This is a genomic window from Microvirga sp. CF3016 (genome assembly GCF_036314085.1).
In the GTDB taxonomy this organism is placed as follows: domain Bacteria; phylum Pseudomonadota; class Alphaproteobacteria; order Rhizobiales; family Beijerinckiaceae; genus Microvirga.
In genome coordinates, this window is the sequence record NZ_JAYGGM010000006.1 from 129,165 (window position 1) to 146,362 (window position 17,198).

Annotated in this window: 17 protein-coding genes; 8 read left to right on the top strand and 9 right to left on the bottom strand. The window is 64.9% G+C overall.

From position 1 onward, the window contains the following. Nucleotides 1–51: 51 nt before the first annotated feature. A complete protein-coding gene (locus VB672_RS10820; protein ID WP_329784202.1) occupies nt 52–828 on the top strand; it encodes a HesA/MoeB/ThiF family protein in 777 nt (258 codons plus the stop codon). A gap of 123 nt (nt 829–951) precedes the next feature. On the opposite strand, the gene pheT is transcribed toward VB672_RS10820, so the two are convergent. The 6 genes from pheT to VB672_RS10850 all read right to left on the bottom strand — a co-directional run bounded on the left by pheT (nt 952) and on the right by VB672_RS10850 (nt 7,449). Then, on the bottom strand, nt 952–3,363 hold the full coding sequence (gene pheT / locus VB672_RS10825; RefSeq protein ID WP_329784203.1) for a phenylalanine--tRNA ligase subunit beta: 2,412 nt from the start codon (nt 3,361–3,363) through the stop codon (nt 952–954). A 121-nt stretch (nt 3,364–3,484) separates the two neighbouring features. Further along, nucleotides 3,485–4,567 (bottom strand): phenylalanine--tRNA ligase subunit alpha, encoded by a 1,083-nt coding sequence (gene pheS / locus VB672_RS10830; protein ID WP_329784204.1) that lies wholly within the window; start codon nt 4,565–4,567, stop codon nt 3,485–3,487. Nucleotides 4,568–4,747: 180 nt separating this feature from the next. Continuing rightward, entirely contained in the window at nt 4,748–5,116 is a 369-nt protein-coding gene (gene rplT / locus VB672_RS10835; protein ID WP_036362947.1) for a 50S ribosomal protein L20, read from the bottom strand. 43 nt (nt 5,117–5,159) lie between these two features. Beyond that, nucleotides 5,160–5,360 (bottom strand): 50S ribosomal protein L35, encoded by a 201-nt coding sequence (gene rpmI, locus VB672_RS10840; RefSeq protein ID WP_047187697.1) that lies wholly within the window; start codon nt 5,358–5,360, stop codon nt 5,160–5,162. 217 nt (nt 5,361–5,577) lie between these two features. Beyond that, nucleotides 5,578–6,099 (bottom strand): translation initiation factor IF-3, encoded by a 522-nt coding sequence (gene infC, locus VB672_RS10845; RefSeq protein WP_009494552.1) that lies wholly within the window; start codon nt 6,097–6,099, stop codon nt 5,578–5,580. A 135-nt stretch (nt 6,100–6,234) separates the two neighbouring features. Continuing rightward, nucleotides 6,235–7,449 carry a glycosyltransferase family 4 protein gene (locus tag VB672_RS10850; protein ID WP_329784205.1) on the bottom strand — a complete coding sequence of 405 codons (1,215 nt, stop codon included), beginning with the start codon at nt 7,447–7,449 and terminating at the stop codon, nt 6,235–6,237. Nucleotides 7,450–7,549: 100 nt separating this feature from the next. On the opposite strand from VB672_RS10850, the gene VB672_RS10855 reads away from it, so the two are divergent. Beyond that, complete coding sequence (locus VB672_RS10855) at nt 7,550–8,305, top strand: alpha/beta hydrolase (RefSeq protein ID WP_329784206.1); 756 nt, start codon at nt 7,550–7,552, stop codon at nt 8,303–8,305. Nucleotides 8,306–8,328: 23 nt separating this feature from the next. Here the strand turns inward: VB672_RS10855 and VB672_RS10860 are convergent, their stop codons facing one another. The 3 genes from VB672_RS10860 to argH all read right to left on the bottom strand — a co-directional run bounded on the left by VB672_RS10860 (nt 8,329) and on the right by argH (nt 10,590). Next, nucleotides 8,329–8,595, bottom strand: coding sequence for a DUF1150 domain-containing protein (locus tag VB672_RS10860; RefSeq protein WP_329784207.1), 267 nt, complete (start codon nt 8,593–8,595; stop codon nt 8,329–8,331). A gap of 25 nt (nt 8,596–8,620) precedes the next feature. Beyond that, nucleotides 8,621–9,055: an Hsp20 family protein gene (locus VB672_RS10865; protein WP_213563832.1), complete on the bottom strand. Its 435-nt coding sequence runs from the start codon at nt 9,053–9,055 to the stop codon at nt 8,621–8,623. A 170-nt stretch (nt 9,056–9,225) separates the two neighbouring features. Next, complete coding sequence (argH, locus tag VB672_RS10870) at nt 9,226–10,590, bottom strand: argininosuccinate lyase (RefSeq protein WP_329784380.1); 1,365 nt, start codon at nt 10,588–10,590, stop codon at nt 9,226–9,228. A 251-nt stretch (nt 10,591–10,841) separates the two neighbouring features. Between argH and VB672_RS10875 the strand changes: the two genes are divergently transcribed. The 6 genes from VB672_RS10875 to VB672_RS10900 are packed head-to-tail and all read left to right on the top strand — an operon-like array spanning nt 10,842 to nt 17,173. Next, nucleotides 10,842–12,443, top strand: a complete 1,602-nt coding sequence (locus tag VB672_RS10875; protein ID WP_329784208.1) for an ABC transporter substrate-binding protein — start codon at nt 10,842–10,844, stop codon at nt 12,441–12,443. Between the two features lie 7 nt (nt 12,444–12,450). After that, on the top strand, nt 12,451–13,509 hold the full coding sequence (locus VB672_RS10880; protein ID WP_442931986.1) for an ABC transporter permease: 1,059 nt from the start codon (nt 12,451–12,453) through the stop codon (nt 13,507–13,509). Further along, complete coding sequence (locus VB672_RS10885) at nt 13,509–14,441, top strand: ABC transporter permease (RefSeq protein ID WP_329784209.1); 933 nt, start codon at nt 13,509–13,511, stop codon at nt 14,439–14,441. Before VB672_RS10880 ends, VB672_RS10885 begins: the two co-directional genes overlap by 1 nt. Then, nucleotides 14,438–15,274, top strand: a complete 837-nt coding sequence (locus VB672_RS10890; RefSeq protein WP_329784210.1) for an ABC transporter ATP-binding protein — start codon at nt 14,438–14,440, stop codon at nt 15,272–15,274. The genes VB672_RS10885 and VB672_RS10890 overlap by 4 nt, the downstream gene beginning before the upstream one ends. 15 nt (nt 15,275–15,289) lie before the next feature. After that, nucleotides 15,290–16,069, top strand: a complete 780-nt coding sequence (locus VB672_RS10895; protein ID WP_329784211.1) for an ABC transporter ATP-binding protein — start codon at nt 15,290–15,292, stop codon at nt 16,067–16,069. 36 nt (nt 16,070–16,105) lie between these two features. Next, nucleotides 16,106–17,173: a dipeptidase gene (locus tag VB672_RS10900; protein ID WP_329784212.1), complete on the top strand. Its 1,068-nt coding sequence runs from the start codon at nt 16,106–16,108 to the stop codon at nt 17,171–17,173. The last annotated feature ends 25 nt before the right edge of the window (nt 17,174–17,198 follow it).

Sequence of the window (17,198 nt, forward strand, 5' to 3'; positions counted from 1 at the left end):
TTTCCTCCAAGGAATGGTTGATAGCTAAACTCATTCCCGTAAGGTCATGACATGCCTCTCACATCGGACGAAATCGACCGCTATGCCCGCCACCTCGTCCTCCGGGATGTGGGCGGGCCGGGCCAGCTGAAGCTGAAGGCCGCTCGCGTGCTCGTGATCGGCGCCGGCGGCCTGGGAGCGCCCCTGATCCAGTATCTCGCTGCAGGAGGCATCGGCACCATCGGCATCGTGGACGACGACACGGTGAGCCTGTCCAACCTGCAGCGTCAGGTGATCCACGGCACGCCGGATCTCGGCCGTTCCAAAGTCGAGAGTGCGACGGCGGCCGTCGGGCGGCTCAATCCGCATGTCGCGGTCGAATCCCACCCGGTTCGGTTGACGGCTGAGAACGCGCGGGATGTGGTCCGCCGCTACGACATCGTCGCCGACGGATCGGATAATTTCGAGACCCGCTATGCGGTCTCCGATGCCTGCTTTTTCGAGAAGAAGCCCCTGGTGACGGCGGCGCTCGGGCAGTTCGACGGCTCGCTCACCACGATCCGGGCCCATGAGAGCTCCCCGGACGGCAAGCCCAACCCGACCTATCGCTGCCTCTTCCCCTCCGCGCCTCCTCCCGGCACGATCCTGACCTGTGCGGAAGCCGGCGTTCTGGGCGCCCTCGCCGGCGTCATGGGCAGCCTGATGGCCATGGAGGTGATCCGCGAGGTCGTCGGGTTCGGCGAAAGCCTCGTTGGGCGCCTGCTGATGGTCGATGCGCTGGCGATGCGGTTCGAGACGGTGCGCTACGGGTGGGATGAGGGGAACCCGCTCAGTGGATCCGGTGCCTGATCGTCAGACAATAGGCCCTCAATGCGTCCTTCGGAAACGAGATGGCCGGCACAAGACCGGCCATGACGGAGATACCTGGTGAACGATCCCGGGTTCCGCTGTGCGGCCCGGGATGATCATCCTTTACGACCGCAGCACCGCGCCGGTCTTCTTCGAAACCTCCCCGACGATCTTGGCCGAAACGGCTTCGATCTCGACGTCGGTGAGGGTCTTTTCCGTCGGCTGCAGGGTGACGGCGATGGCGACGGACTTCTTTTCCGGATCAATGCCGGTGCCCTCGTAGATGTCGAACACGTCGACACCCACGATCAGCTGGCGCTCGGCTCCCTGGGCGGCCTTCATGATGTCGCCGGCGGCCACATCGCGGCCGACCACGAAAGCGAAGTCGCGGGTGAGCGGCTGGAAGTCGGGCAGGTTGAGCTTCGGCTTCATCTTGGTCGGCTTCGCCTTGGGCGGCGGGAGCGCGTTGAGATTGAGCTCGAAGGCGACCAGCGGGCCCTTCAGGTCGAGGGCTTTCAACACCTTCGGGTGCACCTCGCCGAAGGCGCCGACCACGTTCTTCGGGCCGAACTGCAGGGTGGCCGAGCGGCCCGGATGGAACCAGGCCGGACCGCCCGCCACGATCTGGAGACCGCCGGCCGGGATGCCCAAAGCCGCCAGAAGGGCCAGCACGTCCGCCTTGGCGTCGAAGGCATCGACGCTCTCGGCGCCACCGTCCCAGTGACGGCCGACACCCTCGGCTCGCGCCGTCCCACGGCGCACCGCAGCCGCCTTGATCGACTGGCCTTCCGGCTCGTCCGATGCGAAGGTCTGGCCGACCTCGAAGAGCGCGACGTCACCGAAGCCTCGATCCGCGTTGCGTTGAGCCGCCTTCAGGAGACCCGGGAGCAGGCTCGGACGCATGTCCGAGAGCTCGGCCGCGATCGGGTTGGCGAGCGCCAGCCGGGGATCGCCGCCGCCGAACAGCTCCGCCTCGCTCTTGGCGATGAAGGACCAGGTGACGGCCTCCACCAGCCCGCGCACGGCAAGCGAGCGACGGACCAAGCGTGTGCGCTTCTGGATCAAGGTCAGGATCGGCTTTGCCACCGTGTCTTCCAGGCGGGCCAGGGGCTTGGACTCGATCCGGTCGAGACCCGCGATGCGGATGACCTCCTCGACCAGATCCGCTTTGCCCTCGATATCGGGACGCCAGGAGGGCGCCGTGACGCTGACGCGCTCGCCGGAGCCCTGAACCTGGAAGCCGAGCTTCGTCAGGATCTGCTCCGACTCGGCGGGCTGAACGTCGAGGCCGGACAGGCGCGGAACCTCTCTCCAGGGGAATTCGATGACGCGGTTGTCGTCCGGCACCTTTCCGGCCACCACGGCCTCGCTCGCTTCGCCGCCGCAGAGATCGATGACCAGCTTGGTGGCCAGATCGAGGCCCGTCACGGTGAAGGCGGGATCGACGCCGCGCTCGAAGCGGTAGCGGGCATCGGTGATGATCCCGAGCTTGCGACCGGTCTGCGCGATGTTGAGCGGATCCCAGAGCGCGGATTCGATCAGAACGTCGGTCGTCTCCTCGTCGCAGCCCGAATGCTCGCCGCCCATGATGCCGCCGATGGACTCGACGCCGCTGTCGTCGGCGATCACCACGACGTTCGGATCGAGCCTGTAGGTGCGGGTATCGAGCGCCAGCACCTCCTCGCCCTCCTTCGCCCGGCGGACGGTAAGGTTGCCCTTGACCTTCCTGGCGTCGAAGACGTGGAGCGGACGGCCCCGGTCGAAGGTGACGTAGTTGGTGATGTCCACCAGGGCGTTGATCGGACGAAGGCCGATGGACAAAAGGCGGCGCTGCATCCATTCCGGCGAGGGACCGTTCCTCACGCCGCGCACGAGGCGAAGGGCGAAGGCCGGGCAGAGCGTCTCGTCCTCGATCGTCACCGAAACCGGGCAGGCACCTCGAGCCGCAACGGCCGGCACGGCGTCGCCCCTGAGCGTACCGAGCCCGGCGGCCGCGAGATCCCGGGCGATGCCGTGGATCGAGGTGCAATCGGGGCGGTTCGGCGTGAGATTGATCTCGATCACCGGGTCGTCGAGGCCCGCATAGGCCGCGTAGGGCTGTCCGACCGGCGCATCCTCGGGCAGATCGATGATGCCGTCATGATCGTCGGAGATTTCGAGTTCCGCGGCCGAGCAAAGCATGCCCGCGCTCTCGACGCCTCGAATGGTGCCGACGCCGAGGGTGATGTTCTTGCCCGAGATATAGGTGCCGGGCGGCGCGAACACACTTTTCATGCCCGTGCGGGCGTTGGGCGCGCCGCAGACCACCTGGATCGGCGCGCCATTGCCCGTATCGACCATGCATACGCGCAGGCGATCGGCGTTGGGATGCTGCTCGGCGGAGATCACATAGGCGACCGTGTAGGGCGCCAGCGCCTTCGCCTTGTCCTCCACGCTTTCGACTTCGAGTCCGATGCGGGTGAGCGTCTCGACGATCTCGTCGAGGGAGGCTGACGTCTCGAGATGATCCTTCAGCCAGGAGAGGGTGAATTTCATGACACCGTTCCTTGAGTGTCATCCCGGACTGGCAAAGCCAGATCCGGGATTGTGGTTCGAATAGAGTGCTACACTTGTCCCGCGATCCCGGCTCTTCACGCTGCTTCGGCCGGGGTGACGATCAGGATGTGAGGCCGCTGACGAGGCTCGGTATGTCGAGCGGGCGGAAGCCGTAATGGTTCAGCCAGCGCACATCGGCCTCGAAGAAGGGGCGCAGGTCCGGCATGCCGTATTTGAGCATGGCGATGCGGTCGATGCCCATGCCCCAGGCAAAGCCCTGGTATTCGTCCGGATCGAGCCCGCAATTCCTCAGCACGTTCGGATGGACCATGCCGCACCCGAGGATCTCGAGCCAATCCGTGCCTTCGCCGAAGCGGATCTCGCCGCCCTTGCGCGAGCACTGGATATCGACCTCCGCGGACGGCTCCGTGAAGGGGAAGAACGACGGGCGGAACCGCATCTTCACCTGCTCGACCTCGAAGAAGGCCTTGCAGAACTCCTCCAGGATCCACTTCATGTGCGCGATGTTGGCCTGCTTGTCGATGACGAGGCCTTCCACCTGGTGGAACATCGGCGTGTGGGTCTGATCCGAGTCATGACGGTAGGTCCGGCCCGGAATGATCACCCGGATCGGCGGCTTCTGCGAGGTCATGGTGCGGATCTGCACCGGCGAGGTGTGCGTGCGCAGCACCTTGCGCTCACCCTTCTCGTCGGGGGCCAGGAAGAACGTGTCGTGCATCTCGCGGGCCGGATGGCCCTCGGGGAAGTTGAGTGCCGTGAAGTTCAGGTAATCCGTCTCGATATCCGGCCCCTCGGCCACGGAGAAGCCCATATCGGCGAAGATCGCCGTCAATTCCTCGATCACCTGGCTGATCGGGTGGATCCGGCCTCGGGCCTCAGGCGCCTCCGGCACCGACAGCGTCACGTCGATGCGCTCGGCCGACAGGCGGGCGTCGAGTGCGGCCTCGGCCAGGGTCTCTTTTTTGGCCGCGATGGCGCCCTGCACCTTGTCGCGCAGGCCGTTGATGAGCGGCCCGCGTTCCTTGCGCTCTTCGGGCGTCATGGCGCCGAGGGTCTTCAGCAGTTCGGAGACGGAGCCCTTCTTGCCGAGCGCTGAGACGCGCACGGTTTCCAGGGCCGCTTCGTCGCCGGCGGCGTCGACCTGGGAAAGCAGGTCACGTTCGAGTTGATTGAGGTCGGTCATCGGTCCCTTGCCAGATGCAAGCGCTTTGAGTGAAGCGCGGCGCGGGAACCGTCAAGTCTTCCGAGCCGCGTGGTGGCAACCGACAGCCCTATTGGCCGTCAGCGCGAATGGTCTCGGAGAAGGGGGAATAAGGCGGTGCGGCTGATAAGCCAGCCGCACCGAAGCAGTCTATCCGGCTATTTAGGCGGCCTGCTGCGGCAGGGCGGCCTTGGCGCGCTCCACGTAAGCGGCGAAAGCCGCCGGCTCGTGGATGGCCAGCTCGGACAGGACTTTGCGATCGACCTCGATCCCAGCCTTGCCGAGACCGTCGATAAATCGGGAATAGGTCAAGCCATGCGTGCGGACGGCAGCGTTAAGGCGCTGGATCCAGAGCGCGCGGAAAGTGCGCTTCTTGTTGCGACGGTCGCGAGTGGCATATTGCATGCTCTTCTCGACCGCCTGCTTGGCGATGCGGATGGTGTTCTTGCGGCGGCCGTAGAAGCCTTTGGCGGCCTTCAGAACCTTCTTGTGCTTGGCGTGGGCGGTAACGCCCCGTTTGACGCGGGCCATTTAAAAAACTCCTTCAAAATCCGGGATGTGGGGAAGAACCGCCTTAGCCGTTCGGCAGGAAGTACTTCTTCACGTTGTACGCGTCGCCCTCGAACAGGGTCGTCGTGCCGCGCAGGTTGCGGATCTGCTTGTTCGACCGCTTGATCATCCCGTGGCGCTTGCCGGCCTGGGCGTAAACGACCTTGCCGGTGCCAGTGATCTTGAAGCGCTTCTTCGCGCCCGATTTCGTCTTCAGCTTGGGCATTTGGCTCTCCTTTGGTCAGGCCGATGGGGCAGGTTGAACCGCCCTGCAGGCCCCGTCTTGCTGCTTGAGCAAAACGAACCGCCACGGCAGCCCTAACAGCCGGGCGGTTCGATGAAGGGCGGCTTATGGCAGAAGCCTGCCCAAAATGCAATGGCCGTCGGAACTCCGAGGCCGTCGGAACTCCGACGGCCATGAATTTCATTGTAGCTGGAGCCCCTTAACGCGGCGCCAGGACCATGACGACCTGACGGCCCTCGAAGTTCGGCTCCATCTCGACCTTGGCGAGATCGCCCACATCGGCCTTGACCCGATCCAGGACCTTCAGGCCGAGGGATTGGTGCGCCATCTCGCGGCCCCGGAAGCGCAGGGTGATCTTCACCTTGTTGCCTTCCTCGAAGAAGCCCTTCATCGCCTTCATCTTGACCTCGTAATCGTGGTCGTCGATGCCGGGACGCAGCTTGATCTCCTTGACCTCGACCGTCTTCTGCTTCTTGCGAGCCTCGGCGGCCTTCTTCTGCTCGAGAAAGCGGAATTTTCCGTAATCGAGGATCTTGCAGACGGGAGGAGTGGCGTTCGGCGAGATCTCCACGAGATCAAGGCCTGCCTCTTCGGCAACCTTGAGGGCATCGAAGAAGGGAACAACGCCCCGGTTCTGCCCTGCATCGTCGATCAGCTGTACTTCGCGAACACCGCGAATGTCTCGGTTGGCGCGCGGTCCGTCCTTTTGCGGCACCGGCATGGCTCTCATTGGTCTGCGAATGGCTCGTATCTCCTGTTAAGGGCTAGGCCGGGGGGTGGAGACCCCAAGGGATCCCTGCTGGACTGCTCAGCCTTGCCACGAATGAATCGACATTTCGCGCAAATGCGCGGGAAGTCAACTTGTTCTATGGGTAAAACGGCCCTCCAGGAGGGCCGAATACACATCGAGGGTGCCCGAGACCATGCGTTCGAGAGAGAAATGACGCTCCACATGGGACCGGGCTCTGGCGCCCAAGGCGATTCTGGCGCTGGCACCCAGGGTCAGTGCCGCTCCCACTGCCTCGGCCAGGGCATCGGGGTCTCCGGCCGGGATCCGCCAGCCCGTCCGCTCGTGCGGCGCCACCGCCGGCGGGGACAAAACGGTCTCGGGCACGGCCCCGAGATCGGACACGACCACCGGCGTTCCCATGGCCTGCGCCTCCACGGCCGAACGGCCGAAGGCCTCGGGTTCCGTCGAAGGCACGGTGACGACGGAGGCCGCCAGGAAGGCTGCCGGCATGTCGGTGCAATGGCCGACACGACGCACGACGCCCTTTAGCCTGCGGGCCTCGATCAGGCCGTCGAGATCCTTCACGTAGGAATCCCGCCCCTGCGGGTCGCCGGCGAGGATGTAGGCCACGTCGGTGAGACCTGCGTCGCGCAGCTTGGCCGCCGCCTCGATCAGGACCTTCTGACCCTTCCAGCCGGTCAGGCGAGCGGCGAGGAGCACGACTCGCTCGTGGGGTGCCACCTCCCAGGCCTTCCTCAGCGCCTCGATCCGCTCCGGCGCCACGGCTTGCGGTGAGAACACCGAAAAGTCCGTCCCCCGGTGGATGACCCGGATCCGGTCTCCTGCCTGGGGGTAGACGGAGCGGATCAGCTCGCCCGTATACTCGGAATTGGCGATGACCGCGTCACCCCGGGCCATGACCGAATTGTAGAGGACCTTGATCGACGAGCGGCCGGAATAGCTGCCGTGATACGTGGTCACGAAAGGAATGTTGAGCGAGCGCGCGGCGCCCAGGCCCACCCAGGCCGGCGCCCGGGAACGGGCATGCACTAGGGAAACCCGTTCGTTGTGGCAGATCCGGGCGAGCTTGCGCACGTTCACGAGCATGGAAAACGGATTCTTCGTCGCCGCCGGGAACGGAATCCACACGCCGCCCTTGGTCTGGAGCTCGCCGACAAGCCGCCCCCCTTCCGTGGCCACGAGGGCGCGGGCCCCGGCATGGACCAGACCTTCGGCAATATCGACGGTGGTGCGCTCGGCCCCGCCGGTCTCCAGCTCGGGCACGATCTGCAGGACGGTCCGGCCCTCCAGCGGATGCACATGAGACGACGGAAAAGCCATCCCTCCGCCGGGTCGCGTTGAAAAACTCACGGATGTAAGAGCCTTCTCAAAAGAATCGACTAGAAACGGTTGCTTCAAAGCAGTTGAGGATGAGTTAACCATGCCGCAAAGCGTCACGGCTGGCCAGGATGCCCGCCCCATCGCCGTCTTATTCCGAGAGGGAAAGGGCCCGCCCGTTGTCTGGCTCGGCGGCTTCAAGTCCGACATGCGCGCGACGAAGGCGAGCGCCCTCGACGACTGGGCTGCAGCCAACGGGCGCGCATTTCTGCGCTTCGATTATAGCGGCCACGGTGAATCAGGGGGAGACTTCGAGGATGGGACCATTTCCCGCTGGCTCGAGGATGCCCTGGCCGTGATCGAGCGGTTCGTGGACGAGCGCCCGATCCTCATCGGGTCGTCCATGGGAGGCTGGATCAGCCTCCTCGCGGCTCGGCATCTCATGGGGACGCGGCCAGAGATCGCTCCCGCGGGGATCGTCCTCATTGCACCGGCGGTCGACATGACCGAGCGGCTGATGTGGGAGCGCTTCCCAGAGGATCTCAAGAAGAGCGTGCAGGAATCCGGGGTCTATCACCGGCCCTCGGCCTATTCCGACGATCCCTACCCGATCACCTGGAAGCTGATCGAGGACGGACGCAGGCACCTCCTCCTCGACAGGCCGATCCGGACCGGCTGCCCGGTCCATATCATGCAAGGCATGGAGGATCCCGACGTGCCCTGGAGCCACGCCCTTGAACTCGTCGAGCACCTGCCGGGAGACAGCGTGTCGCTGACCTTGATCAAGGACGGCGATCACCGGCTCTCCCGGCCGGAGGACATCGAGCGGCTGATTGCGGCCGTTGAAGCGATTGCCTGATCGCGAGGGGAAGCCGGTGAGCCTTAATGCAGGCTCACCGTCGTCAGGTCATGGGCCCAGGCATTGGCCACGGCAGCGTCGTGGTTGTCGGTCAGCAGGATCGGCTCGCCGCTGGCGGACAGGAGCGCGAACAGCCGCATGCCGGGCTGAAGCTTCGGCGCCTGCGGGAACAGCCGCGCCACCTCGTCGGATTCGAGCGGTTTCACATAGGCCATCTGCCCGACACCCAGTCGGGCCAGCTCGGCCACATCGACAACCGGCTCGGCATGATTTTTGATATGGAAGTCCATGGACATCTCCTTGTTGCGGATGCCGTCACACCTTGTCCGACCCGATGATATCGATCTTGCGGACGATCCGCTCCGGCTCGGGCCGGACGAGATCGATCGACAACAATCCGTTGGACAAGTCTGCGCCCATGACCTCCATGCCGTCGACGAGGAGGAAGGTGCGCTGGAACTGACGGGCGGCGATGCCGCGATGAAGGAAGTGCCTTGTCTTGTCGTCGGACTGACGGCCCCGGATGACGAGCTGGTTCTCCTCCAGGGTCACCTCGAGTTGATCCCGGGTGAAACCGGCGACGGCCAGGGTGATGCGAAGGCGCTCGGGAGCATGTTCCGTGCGAGCCAGACGCTCGATGTTGTAGGGGGGATAGCCATCTCCCGCCGCCTTGGCGACACGGTCGAGGGCCTGCTCGATTTCATCGAAGCCTAACAGGAACGGATGCCCGAAGGGCGACTGACGCGACATGTTCGAAGCCCAAGGTTGGAGGCACTTCGTTGGTTTTGAGCCCGCTCATGCGGCGCTCAAGTGGCCCCCGAAGGAGCCGCTTTCGGCAATATGGCGATGGCCTCCGGCCCTATCAAGGGCCTACCGGACCGCGCCGGCACGCCCCAAGGATCGAAGGTTAACCGGGCGGTTCAGACCCGCTCCCGCCACCAGGCGATCTGTTCGGCCACACGGACCGGTGACGTTCCGCCGAAGCTCGTGCGGGACCGGACGGAGTTCTCGACGCCCAGGACATCGTAGATGCCCTGATGGATCTTCGGCTCGATCGCCTGCATGACGTCCAGGGGCAGTTCCTCCAGGGTGCAGCCGCGCTTCTCGGCTTCCGAGACGATGCGCCCGGTCACGTGATGGGCGTCCCGGAAGGGAATGTTGAGGCTGCGCACCAACCAGTCGGCGAGATCGGTCGCCGTGGAGAAGCCCGCTCCCGCAACCGCCGCCATGCGTTCAGCCACCGGCTCCAGGTCCTGGATCATGCCGGTGGTGGCGGCGAGCACGATCTCCAGGGTGTCGGCTGCGTCGAAGAGCGGCTCCTTGTCTTCCTGGGTATCCTTCGCGTAGGCGAGCGGCAGGCCCTTCATGACGGTAAGCAGCGAGACCAGGGAGCCGACGACCCGACCGCTCTTGCCACGCACAAGCTCGGCAGCGTCGGGATTGCGCTTCTGGGGCATCATGCTGGACCCGGTGGTCCAGCGGTCCGGCAGGCGCACGAAGCCGAAGGGAGCTGACATCCAAATGATGATTTCTTCCGCCAGACGTGACAGATGCATGGCGCAAATGGAAGCCGCTGCCATGAACTCGAGCAGGCTGTCCCGGTCGGAAACGGTGTCGAGCGAATTGCGGGTCGGGCCATCGAAGCCCAGCGCCTTGGCGGTCATGTGCCGGTCGATGGGGAAGGAGGTCCCGGCCAGCGCGCCGGCCCCGAGCGGGCACTCGTTCAGGCGCCGGCGGGAATCGCGGAACCGGCTGCGGTCGCGGCCGAACATCTCCACGTAGGCCATGAGGTGGTGCCCGAAGGTCACCGGCTGGGCGCTCTGGAGATGGGTGAAGCCCGGCATCACGGTGGCGGCATGGGCCTCGGCCTTGTCGAGGAGCGCCTTGATCAGGATGGTCAGCTGCTCATCCGTCCGGTCATGGGCCTCGCGCACCCAAAGGCGGGTGTCGGTGGCGACCTGGTCGTTGCGGCTGCGGGCCGTGTGCAGGCGGGCCGCCGGATCGCCGATGATCTCGCGCAGCCGGCTTTCCACGTTCATGTGAATGTCTTCGAGAGCCGTGGAGAAGGTGAAGGAGCCGGATTCGATCTCGCCGAGGACCCGCTGGAGGCCCTGGTGGATCGCATCCCGGTCGCTCTCGGCGATGATCCCCTGCTTGGCCAGCATGGTGCTGTGGGCGATGGAGCCCTGGATGTCCTGGGAGGCGAGCCGCTTGTCAAAGGCGATGGAGGCGTTGATGGCTTCCATGAGCGCGCTGGGCGAGGTCGAGAACCGCCCACCCCACATGGTGTTGGCACCGGATTTCGCTTGGGTCCCGGTATCTTTGGCTTCTTCAGACACTGTCGTTCATCCAGAAAGAGGGTCGGGCTGCCTTTGCCACACTTTGCCCTTGGAGGCCAAGCCGGATTGCCGCTTGCCCTCCCTTTGGGCAGCCTGCGCATTGTTTGCCAGTTTAAAACCAGTTGCTAGACTCGACAGCGCTTGTGTGATTTGCATTCATATTGGCGCAACAACAGGCGCTCCGAGCGCCGAAGGGAATGGCCATGAAGCGACTTCCGAAATTTCTCCTATCCGCTGCACTGGTTGCCACCATGGCGACCTCCTTCTCCGCCGTCATGGCGGCAACCCCGCCGGACACCCTGGTCCAGGCCTGGCAGAGCGACGACATCATCTCGCTGGATCCGGCCGAGGTGTTCGAGTTCAGCGCGTCCGAAATCATCGGCAATACATACGAGCGCCTGATCTCGTACGACATCAAGGATGTGTCCAAGATCTCCGGACAGGTCGCCGAGTCGTGGACCGTCTCCCCCGACGGCAAGACCTATACGTTCAAGATCAAGCCCAACCGCAAGTTCGCCTCGGGCAATCCGATCACGGCCGAAGACGTGGTGTATTCGCTCCACCGCGCCGTGGCGCTCGACAAGTCCCCGGCCTTCATCCTGGGCCAGTTCGGCCTCACGAAGGACAACGTGAAGGACAAGGTCAAGCAGACCGGCCCGCTGGAGATGACCTTCGAGGTCGACAAGGCCTACGCGCCGACCCTCGTTCTCTACTGCCTCGGCAACTCGGTCGCCTCGATCGTCGACAAGAAGCTGCTGGTCCAGAACGAGAAGGACGGCGACTTCGGCTATAACTGGCTGAAGACCAAGTATGCCGGCTCCGGCCCCTACATCATGCGCGACTGGAAGGCCAATGAGGTCCTCGTTCTTGAGCGCAACCCGAACTACGAGAAGAAGACCCCTCTCGCCCGCGTGATCTTCCGCCACATCAAGGAAACCGCGAGCCAGCGCCTCCTGCTCGAGAAGGGCGACATCGACGTGGCGCGCAACCTGAATCCGGAAGAGATCGCCGCGGTGTCCAAGAACCAGGACATCAAGATCCAGAGCGGTCCCAAGGGCACGGTCTACTATCTCGGCCTCAACCAGAAGAACCCGAACCTGGCCAAGCCCGAGGTTCGCCAGGCCCTGAAATATCTCGTCGACTATCAGGCGATCGCCGACACGATCATGAAGAGCAAGGGCGACGTTCACCAGAACTTCCTACCCAAGGGCTTCCTCGGCGCCGAGACCAACAACCCATACAAGCTCGATGTCGCCAAGGCGAAGGAACTCCTCGCCAAGGCCGGCCTGAAGGACGGCTTCTCTGTCACGATGGACACCCGCTCCACCTCCGAGATCACCGGGATCGCCCAGGCCATGCAATCGACCTTCGCGCAGGCCGGCATCAAGCTCGAGATCCTGCCGATGGACTCGAAGCAGGCTCTGACCAAGTACCGCGCTCGCCAGCACGACATCTACATCGGCAACTGGGGCTCGGACTATCAGGATCCGAACTCCAACGCGGACACTTTCGCGGCCAACGACGACAACTCGGACAATGCGAAGGCGAAGCCGCTCGCCTGGCGCAATGCTTGGGATCCGGGCCCGCTGACTGCCAAGACCCGCGCGGCCGTGATGGAGCGCGATGCAGAGAAGCGCGCGCAGATGTACAAGGACCTCCAGAAGGCCGTTCTCGACGACGGTCCGTTCGTGATCTTCCTGCAGCAGACCGAAGTGGCTGCCGTGCGCAAGAACGTGAGCGACTTCGTCCTCGGCCCGTCCTTCAGCGACAACGACGTGTCACAGGCCAAGAAGAACTGACGCTTCGATGGTTTCAGCAGTCATGAACGGGGGCGGAGGGCACGTCGGTGCCCTCCGCTCCTTCCTTAAGAAAGTCGTCCAGTTCGTCATCGTCCTGGCCACGACCCTCCTCGGCCTCGTGGCCGTCACCTTCTTCATCGGCCGCGTCGTTCCCATCGATCCCGTCATCGCCGTCGTCGGCGACCGGGCGCCGGCCCATGTCTACGAGCGAGTCCGTCAGGAGCTCGGCCTCGACCGGCCCCTGATCGAGCAGTTCGTCATCTACGTGAAGAAGGCCGCGACCGGCGATTTCGGCAATTCGGTCCTCACCACCAACCCGGTGATGACTGACATCGTCAACGTGTTCCCGGCGACGCTCGAACTCGCGACCCTCGGCACGATCATCGGCGTCCTCGTAGGCATCCCGCTCGGCGTTCTGGCGGCGGTCAAGCGCGGCACCTTCATCGACCAGTTCGTGCGCGTGCTCGGCCTCGTCGGCTATTCGGTGCCGATCTTCTGGCTCGGCTTGATGGGCCTGCTGCTGTTCTACGCTAAGCTCGGCTGGGTCGCAGGGCCCGGGCGCATCGACGTGACTTATTCCTATCTCTACACGCCCGTCACGGGAATCGTGCTGCTCGACACCGCCATGCAGGGGCAGTGGGATGCCTTCTGGGACGCGGTCTCGCACGTCATCCTTCCCGCCTGCCTGCTCGGCTATTTCTCCCTCGCGTATATCAGCCGCATGACGCGCTCGTTCATGCTCAACGAACTGGCGCAGGAATACGTGATCGCCGCGCGGGTGAAGGGTCTGTCCGAGATACGCGTGATCTGGCGCCATGCCCTGCGCAATGCGGCCGTGCCCCTCGTCACCGTGATCGCCCTCTCCTACGCCAACCTGCTCGAAGGCTCGGTGCTCACCGAAACGGTCTTCGCCTGGCCGGGGCTCGGCCAGTATATCACCAATTCCCTGCAGAACGCGGACATGAACGCGGTGCTCGGCGGAACCCTCGTGATCGGAACCGTCTTCGTGCTGCTCAACCTGGTCTCCGACCTGCTCTACCGCTTGCTTGATCCGAGGACCCGCTGATGGCCAGCAGCCCTCTTGCTGAACAACCCGCAGGCCTTCGCGCCTGGCTGCTCTCCGCAGAGCCGCATTCCCGCTGGCAGGCACGGCTCGGCCGCTTCTATCTCGGCTGGCGCGCCTTCTCCCGCAATCCGCTCGCAGTCATCGGCCTGGGCATCGTCATCCTGCTGATCCTCGTAGCGATCTTTGCCGATTTCATCGCGCCCTATTCGCCGGTCGCCGGCGGGGACCTGCGCACCCAGCGCCTGCTGCCGCCGAGCGAATCCTACTGGTTCGGCACGGACGACCAAGCGCGCGACATCTTCTCCCGCGTGGTCTACGGCTCGCGCATCACACTCCTCGTCGTGGTGCTGGTGGCCCTGATCGCAACGCCGATCGGCCTCTTCGTCGGCACGGTGTCGGGTTATCTCGGCGGCTGGGTCGACACGGTGCTGATGCGGATCACCGACATCTTCCTCGCCTTCCCGCGCCTCGTCCTGGCACTCGCCTTCGTGGCGGCCTTAGGTCCCGGCATCGAGAACGCCATCATCGCCATCGCGATCACGTCCTGGCCGCCCTATGCCCGCATCGCACGCGCCGAGACGCTGATGATCCGCAACAGCGATTTCATCGCGGCCGTGAAGCTGCAGGGCGCATCCACGCCACGCATTATCCTGGGCCATGTGGTGCCCTTGTGCGTTTCGTCGCTCATCGTGCGCGTGACGCTCGACATGGCCGGGATCATCCTGACCGCGGCGGGCCTGGGCTTCCTCGGTCTCGGCGCACAGCCGCCGATGCCGGAATGGGGCGCCATGGTGGCCACCGGCCGCAACTACCTCATCGATCAATGGTGGGTCGCCGCCATGCCGGGTCTGGCCATCTTCGTGGTGAGCCTTGGCTTCAATCTGCTCGGCGACGGCCTGCGTGACGTCCTCGATCCGAAGGCCGCCAAATGACCAAGCCGCTTCTCGACGTCGACGATCTGCGCGTCCGCTTTCATCTGCGCACCGGCACGGTGGAAGCGGTGCGCGGCGTGTCCTTTCAGCTCGGCCGCGAGCGCCTCGGCATCGTGGGCGAGTCGGGCTCCGGCAAGTCGCAGACGGGGCGCGCGATCCTCGGGCTCACCCCTCCCCCGGGCGAGGTCACGGCCAAGCGCCTCGCCTTCGACGGGATCGATCTGCTGACCGCTTCGAAGCGGACCCTGCGGACCTTGCGCGGCGGGCGCATCAGCATGGTAATGCAGGACCCGAAATACTCGCTGAACCCGGTCATGACTATCGGCGAGCAGATCATCGAGGCCTATCAAGCCCATGCTAGGGCCGGCCGTGGAGAGGCGCGCGACAAGGCGCTTGCCATGCTCGAGGCCGTGAAGATGCGCGATCCGGCCCGCGTCTTCTCGCTCTATCCGCACGAGGTGTCGGGCGGCATGGGCCAGCGCGCCATGATCGCCATGATGCTCGTGACCGACCCCGACCTGCTGATCGCCGACGAGCCGACCTCGGCCCTCGACGTCACCGTGTCCATGGAGGTCTTGCGCATCCTCGACGAGCTCGTCACCGAGCGCGGCATGGGACTCATCTTCATCTCGCACGACCTCAAGCTCGTCTCCTCCTTCTGCGACCGGGTGCTGGTGATGTATGCCGGGCGCGTGGTCGAGGAACTGGAGGCGAAGAACCTGCGTGAGGCGAAGCATCCCTATACTCAAGGGTTGATGCGCTGCCTGCCGACGCTGAAGGACGATGTTCGCCCCCTCCCCACCCTGAACCGCGATCCCGCCTGGGCGCAGTGACAGGGGAAAGATCCGATGCTCGATATCCAGAACCTTCAAGTCGTCTTCGGCACGGGCCGCCTCAGGGTCGATGCGGTCAAGGACGTGAGCTTCCACGTGGAGCCCGGCGCGGCCTACGGGCTCGTGGGCGAATCCGGCTCCGGCAAATCGACGGTGCTGCGCGCCATCTGCGGCCTGGCGCCGATCACGGCCGGACGCGTGCTCGTCGACGGCAAGGAAGTCACCACACCACGCGGCAAGGCGTTTTACCGCACGGTCCAGATGGTCTTCCAGGACCCCTACGCCTCGCTCCATCCGCGCCATACGGTCGACCGCACCCTGTCCGAGCCTCTGGCCATTCATGGCGAGAAGGACGCCGAGGCGCGCATTCTTCAGGCCCTGCGCGAGGTGGGCCTCGGTCCCTCCTTCCGGTTCCGCTATCCGCACCAGCTCTCCGGCGGCCAGCGCCAGCGCATCGCCATCGCCCGCGCACTGATCCTGCGCCCGAAGGTTCTGCTCCTCGACGAGCCGACCTCGGCGCTCGACGCTTCCGTGCAGGCGGAAATCCTGAACCTGCTCGATGACCTGCGCCGCAGGCTGGGGCTGACCTATATCCTGGTCAGTCACGATCTCGCAGTGGTCGCCCATCTGTGCGAGCGTCTTCTGGTCATGCGCCACGGCGAGGCCGTGGAGGAGACCACCTCCACGGCGTTGCGCTCGGGTGCGGCGTCGAACGAGTATACCCAGTCCCTGATCCAGGCGAGCCAGGGCTTCACGAGAGACGCGCAACAGCCGGTCCGCTCCCTGGCCGGCTGATCCCGAATGTCCATCCCAACTGCTTGGCACGAATCCATGTCCCGCTCCCCCCTCATGCCGGTCTTCGACGGCCATAACGACGTCCTCCTCCGCCTCATGCGCGGCAAGATCCAGCCGGAACAGGCTTTCCTGGAGGGCGACAACATCGGACACCTCGACTGGCCGCGAATGAAGGAAGGCGGCCTCATTGGCGGCTTCTTCGCCGTCTACGTGCCGTCCGACAGCGTCGGCATCGACGTGGATGCGATGATGACCCAGTCGCGCTACGACGTGCCCCTGCCGCCGCAGCTGTCCCTGGCGACAAGCCAGCAAGTCACCGTACACATGGCCTCGCTCCTCATCCGCATCGAGCGCGCCTCGAAGGGCGAGGTGAAGATCGTCCGCTCGGCCGCCGACATCCGCCACTGCATCGACACCGGGAAGCTCGCCGCCATCCTGCACATCGAGGGCGCGGAAGGCATCGATCCTGAGCTGCACATGCTCGACGTGCTCTACGAGAGCGGATTGCGCTCCATCGGACCGGTCTGGAGCAGGCCCAACATCTTCGGCCATGGGGTGCCGTTCAGCTATCCCTCAACGCCGGACACGGGTCCGGGCCTCACCGATCGCGGCCTCGCGCTGGTGCGCGCCTGCAACCGGCTGAAGATTATGATCGACCTCTCGCACCTGAACGAGAAGGGCTTCTGGGACGTGGCCCGGCTCTCCGATGCGCCGCTCGTCGCCACCCATTCCAACGCGTGGGAGATCTGTCAGCACTCGCGCAACCTCACCGACAAGCAGCTCGCCGCCATCCGCGAGAGCCGCGGCATGGTGGGCGTGAACTTCGCCACCTCCTTCATCCGCCCCGACGGCCAGCGCAACGACGACACGCCGCTGGAGGAGATGATCCGCCACATGGACCACCTGATCGAGCATGTGGGCGTCGACGGCGTCGGCCTCGGGTCCGATTTCGACGGCGCCACCATCCCGGCCGAGATCGGCGACGTGCGCGGCCTGCCCCGCCTCGTCGACGCCATGCGCCGCCACGGCTACGACGACACGACCCTGCGCAAGCTCTGCTACGAGAACTGGGTGAACGTTCTGGAGCGCACCTGGGGACGGTGAGCGGTTCGGGATTGTCGGTTGTCTA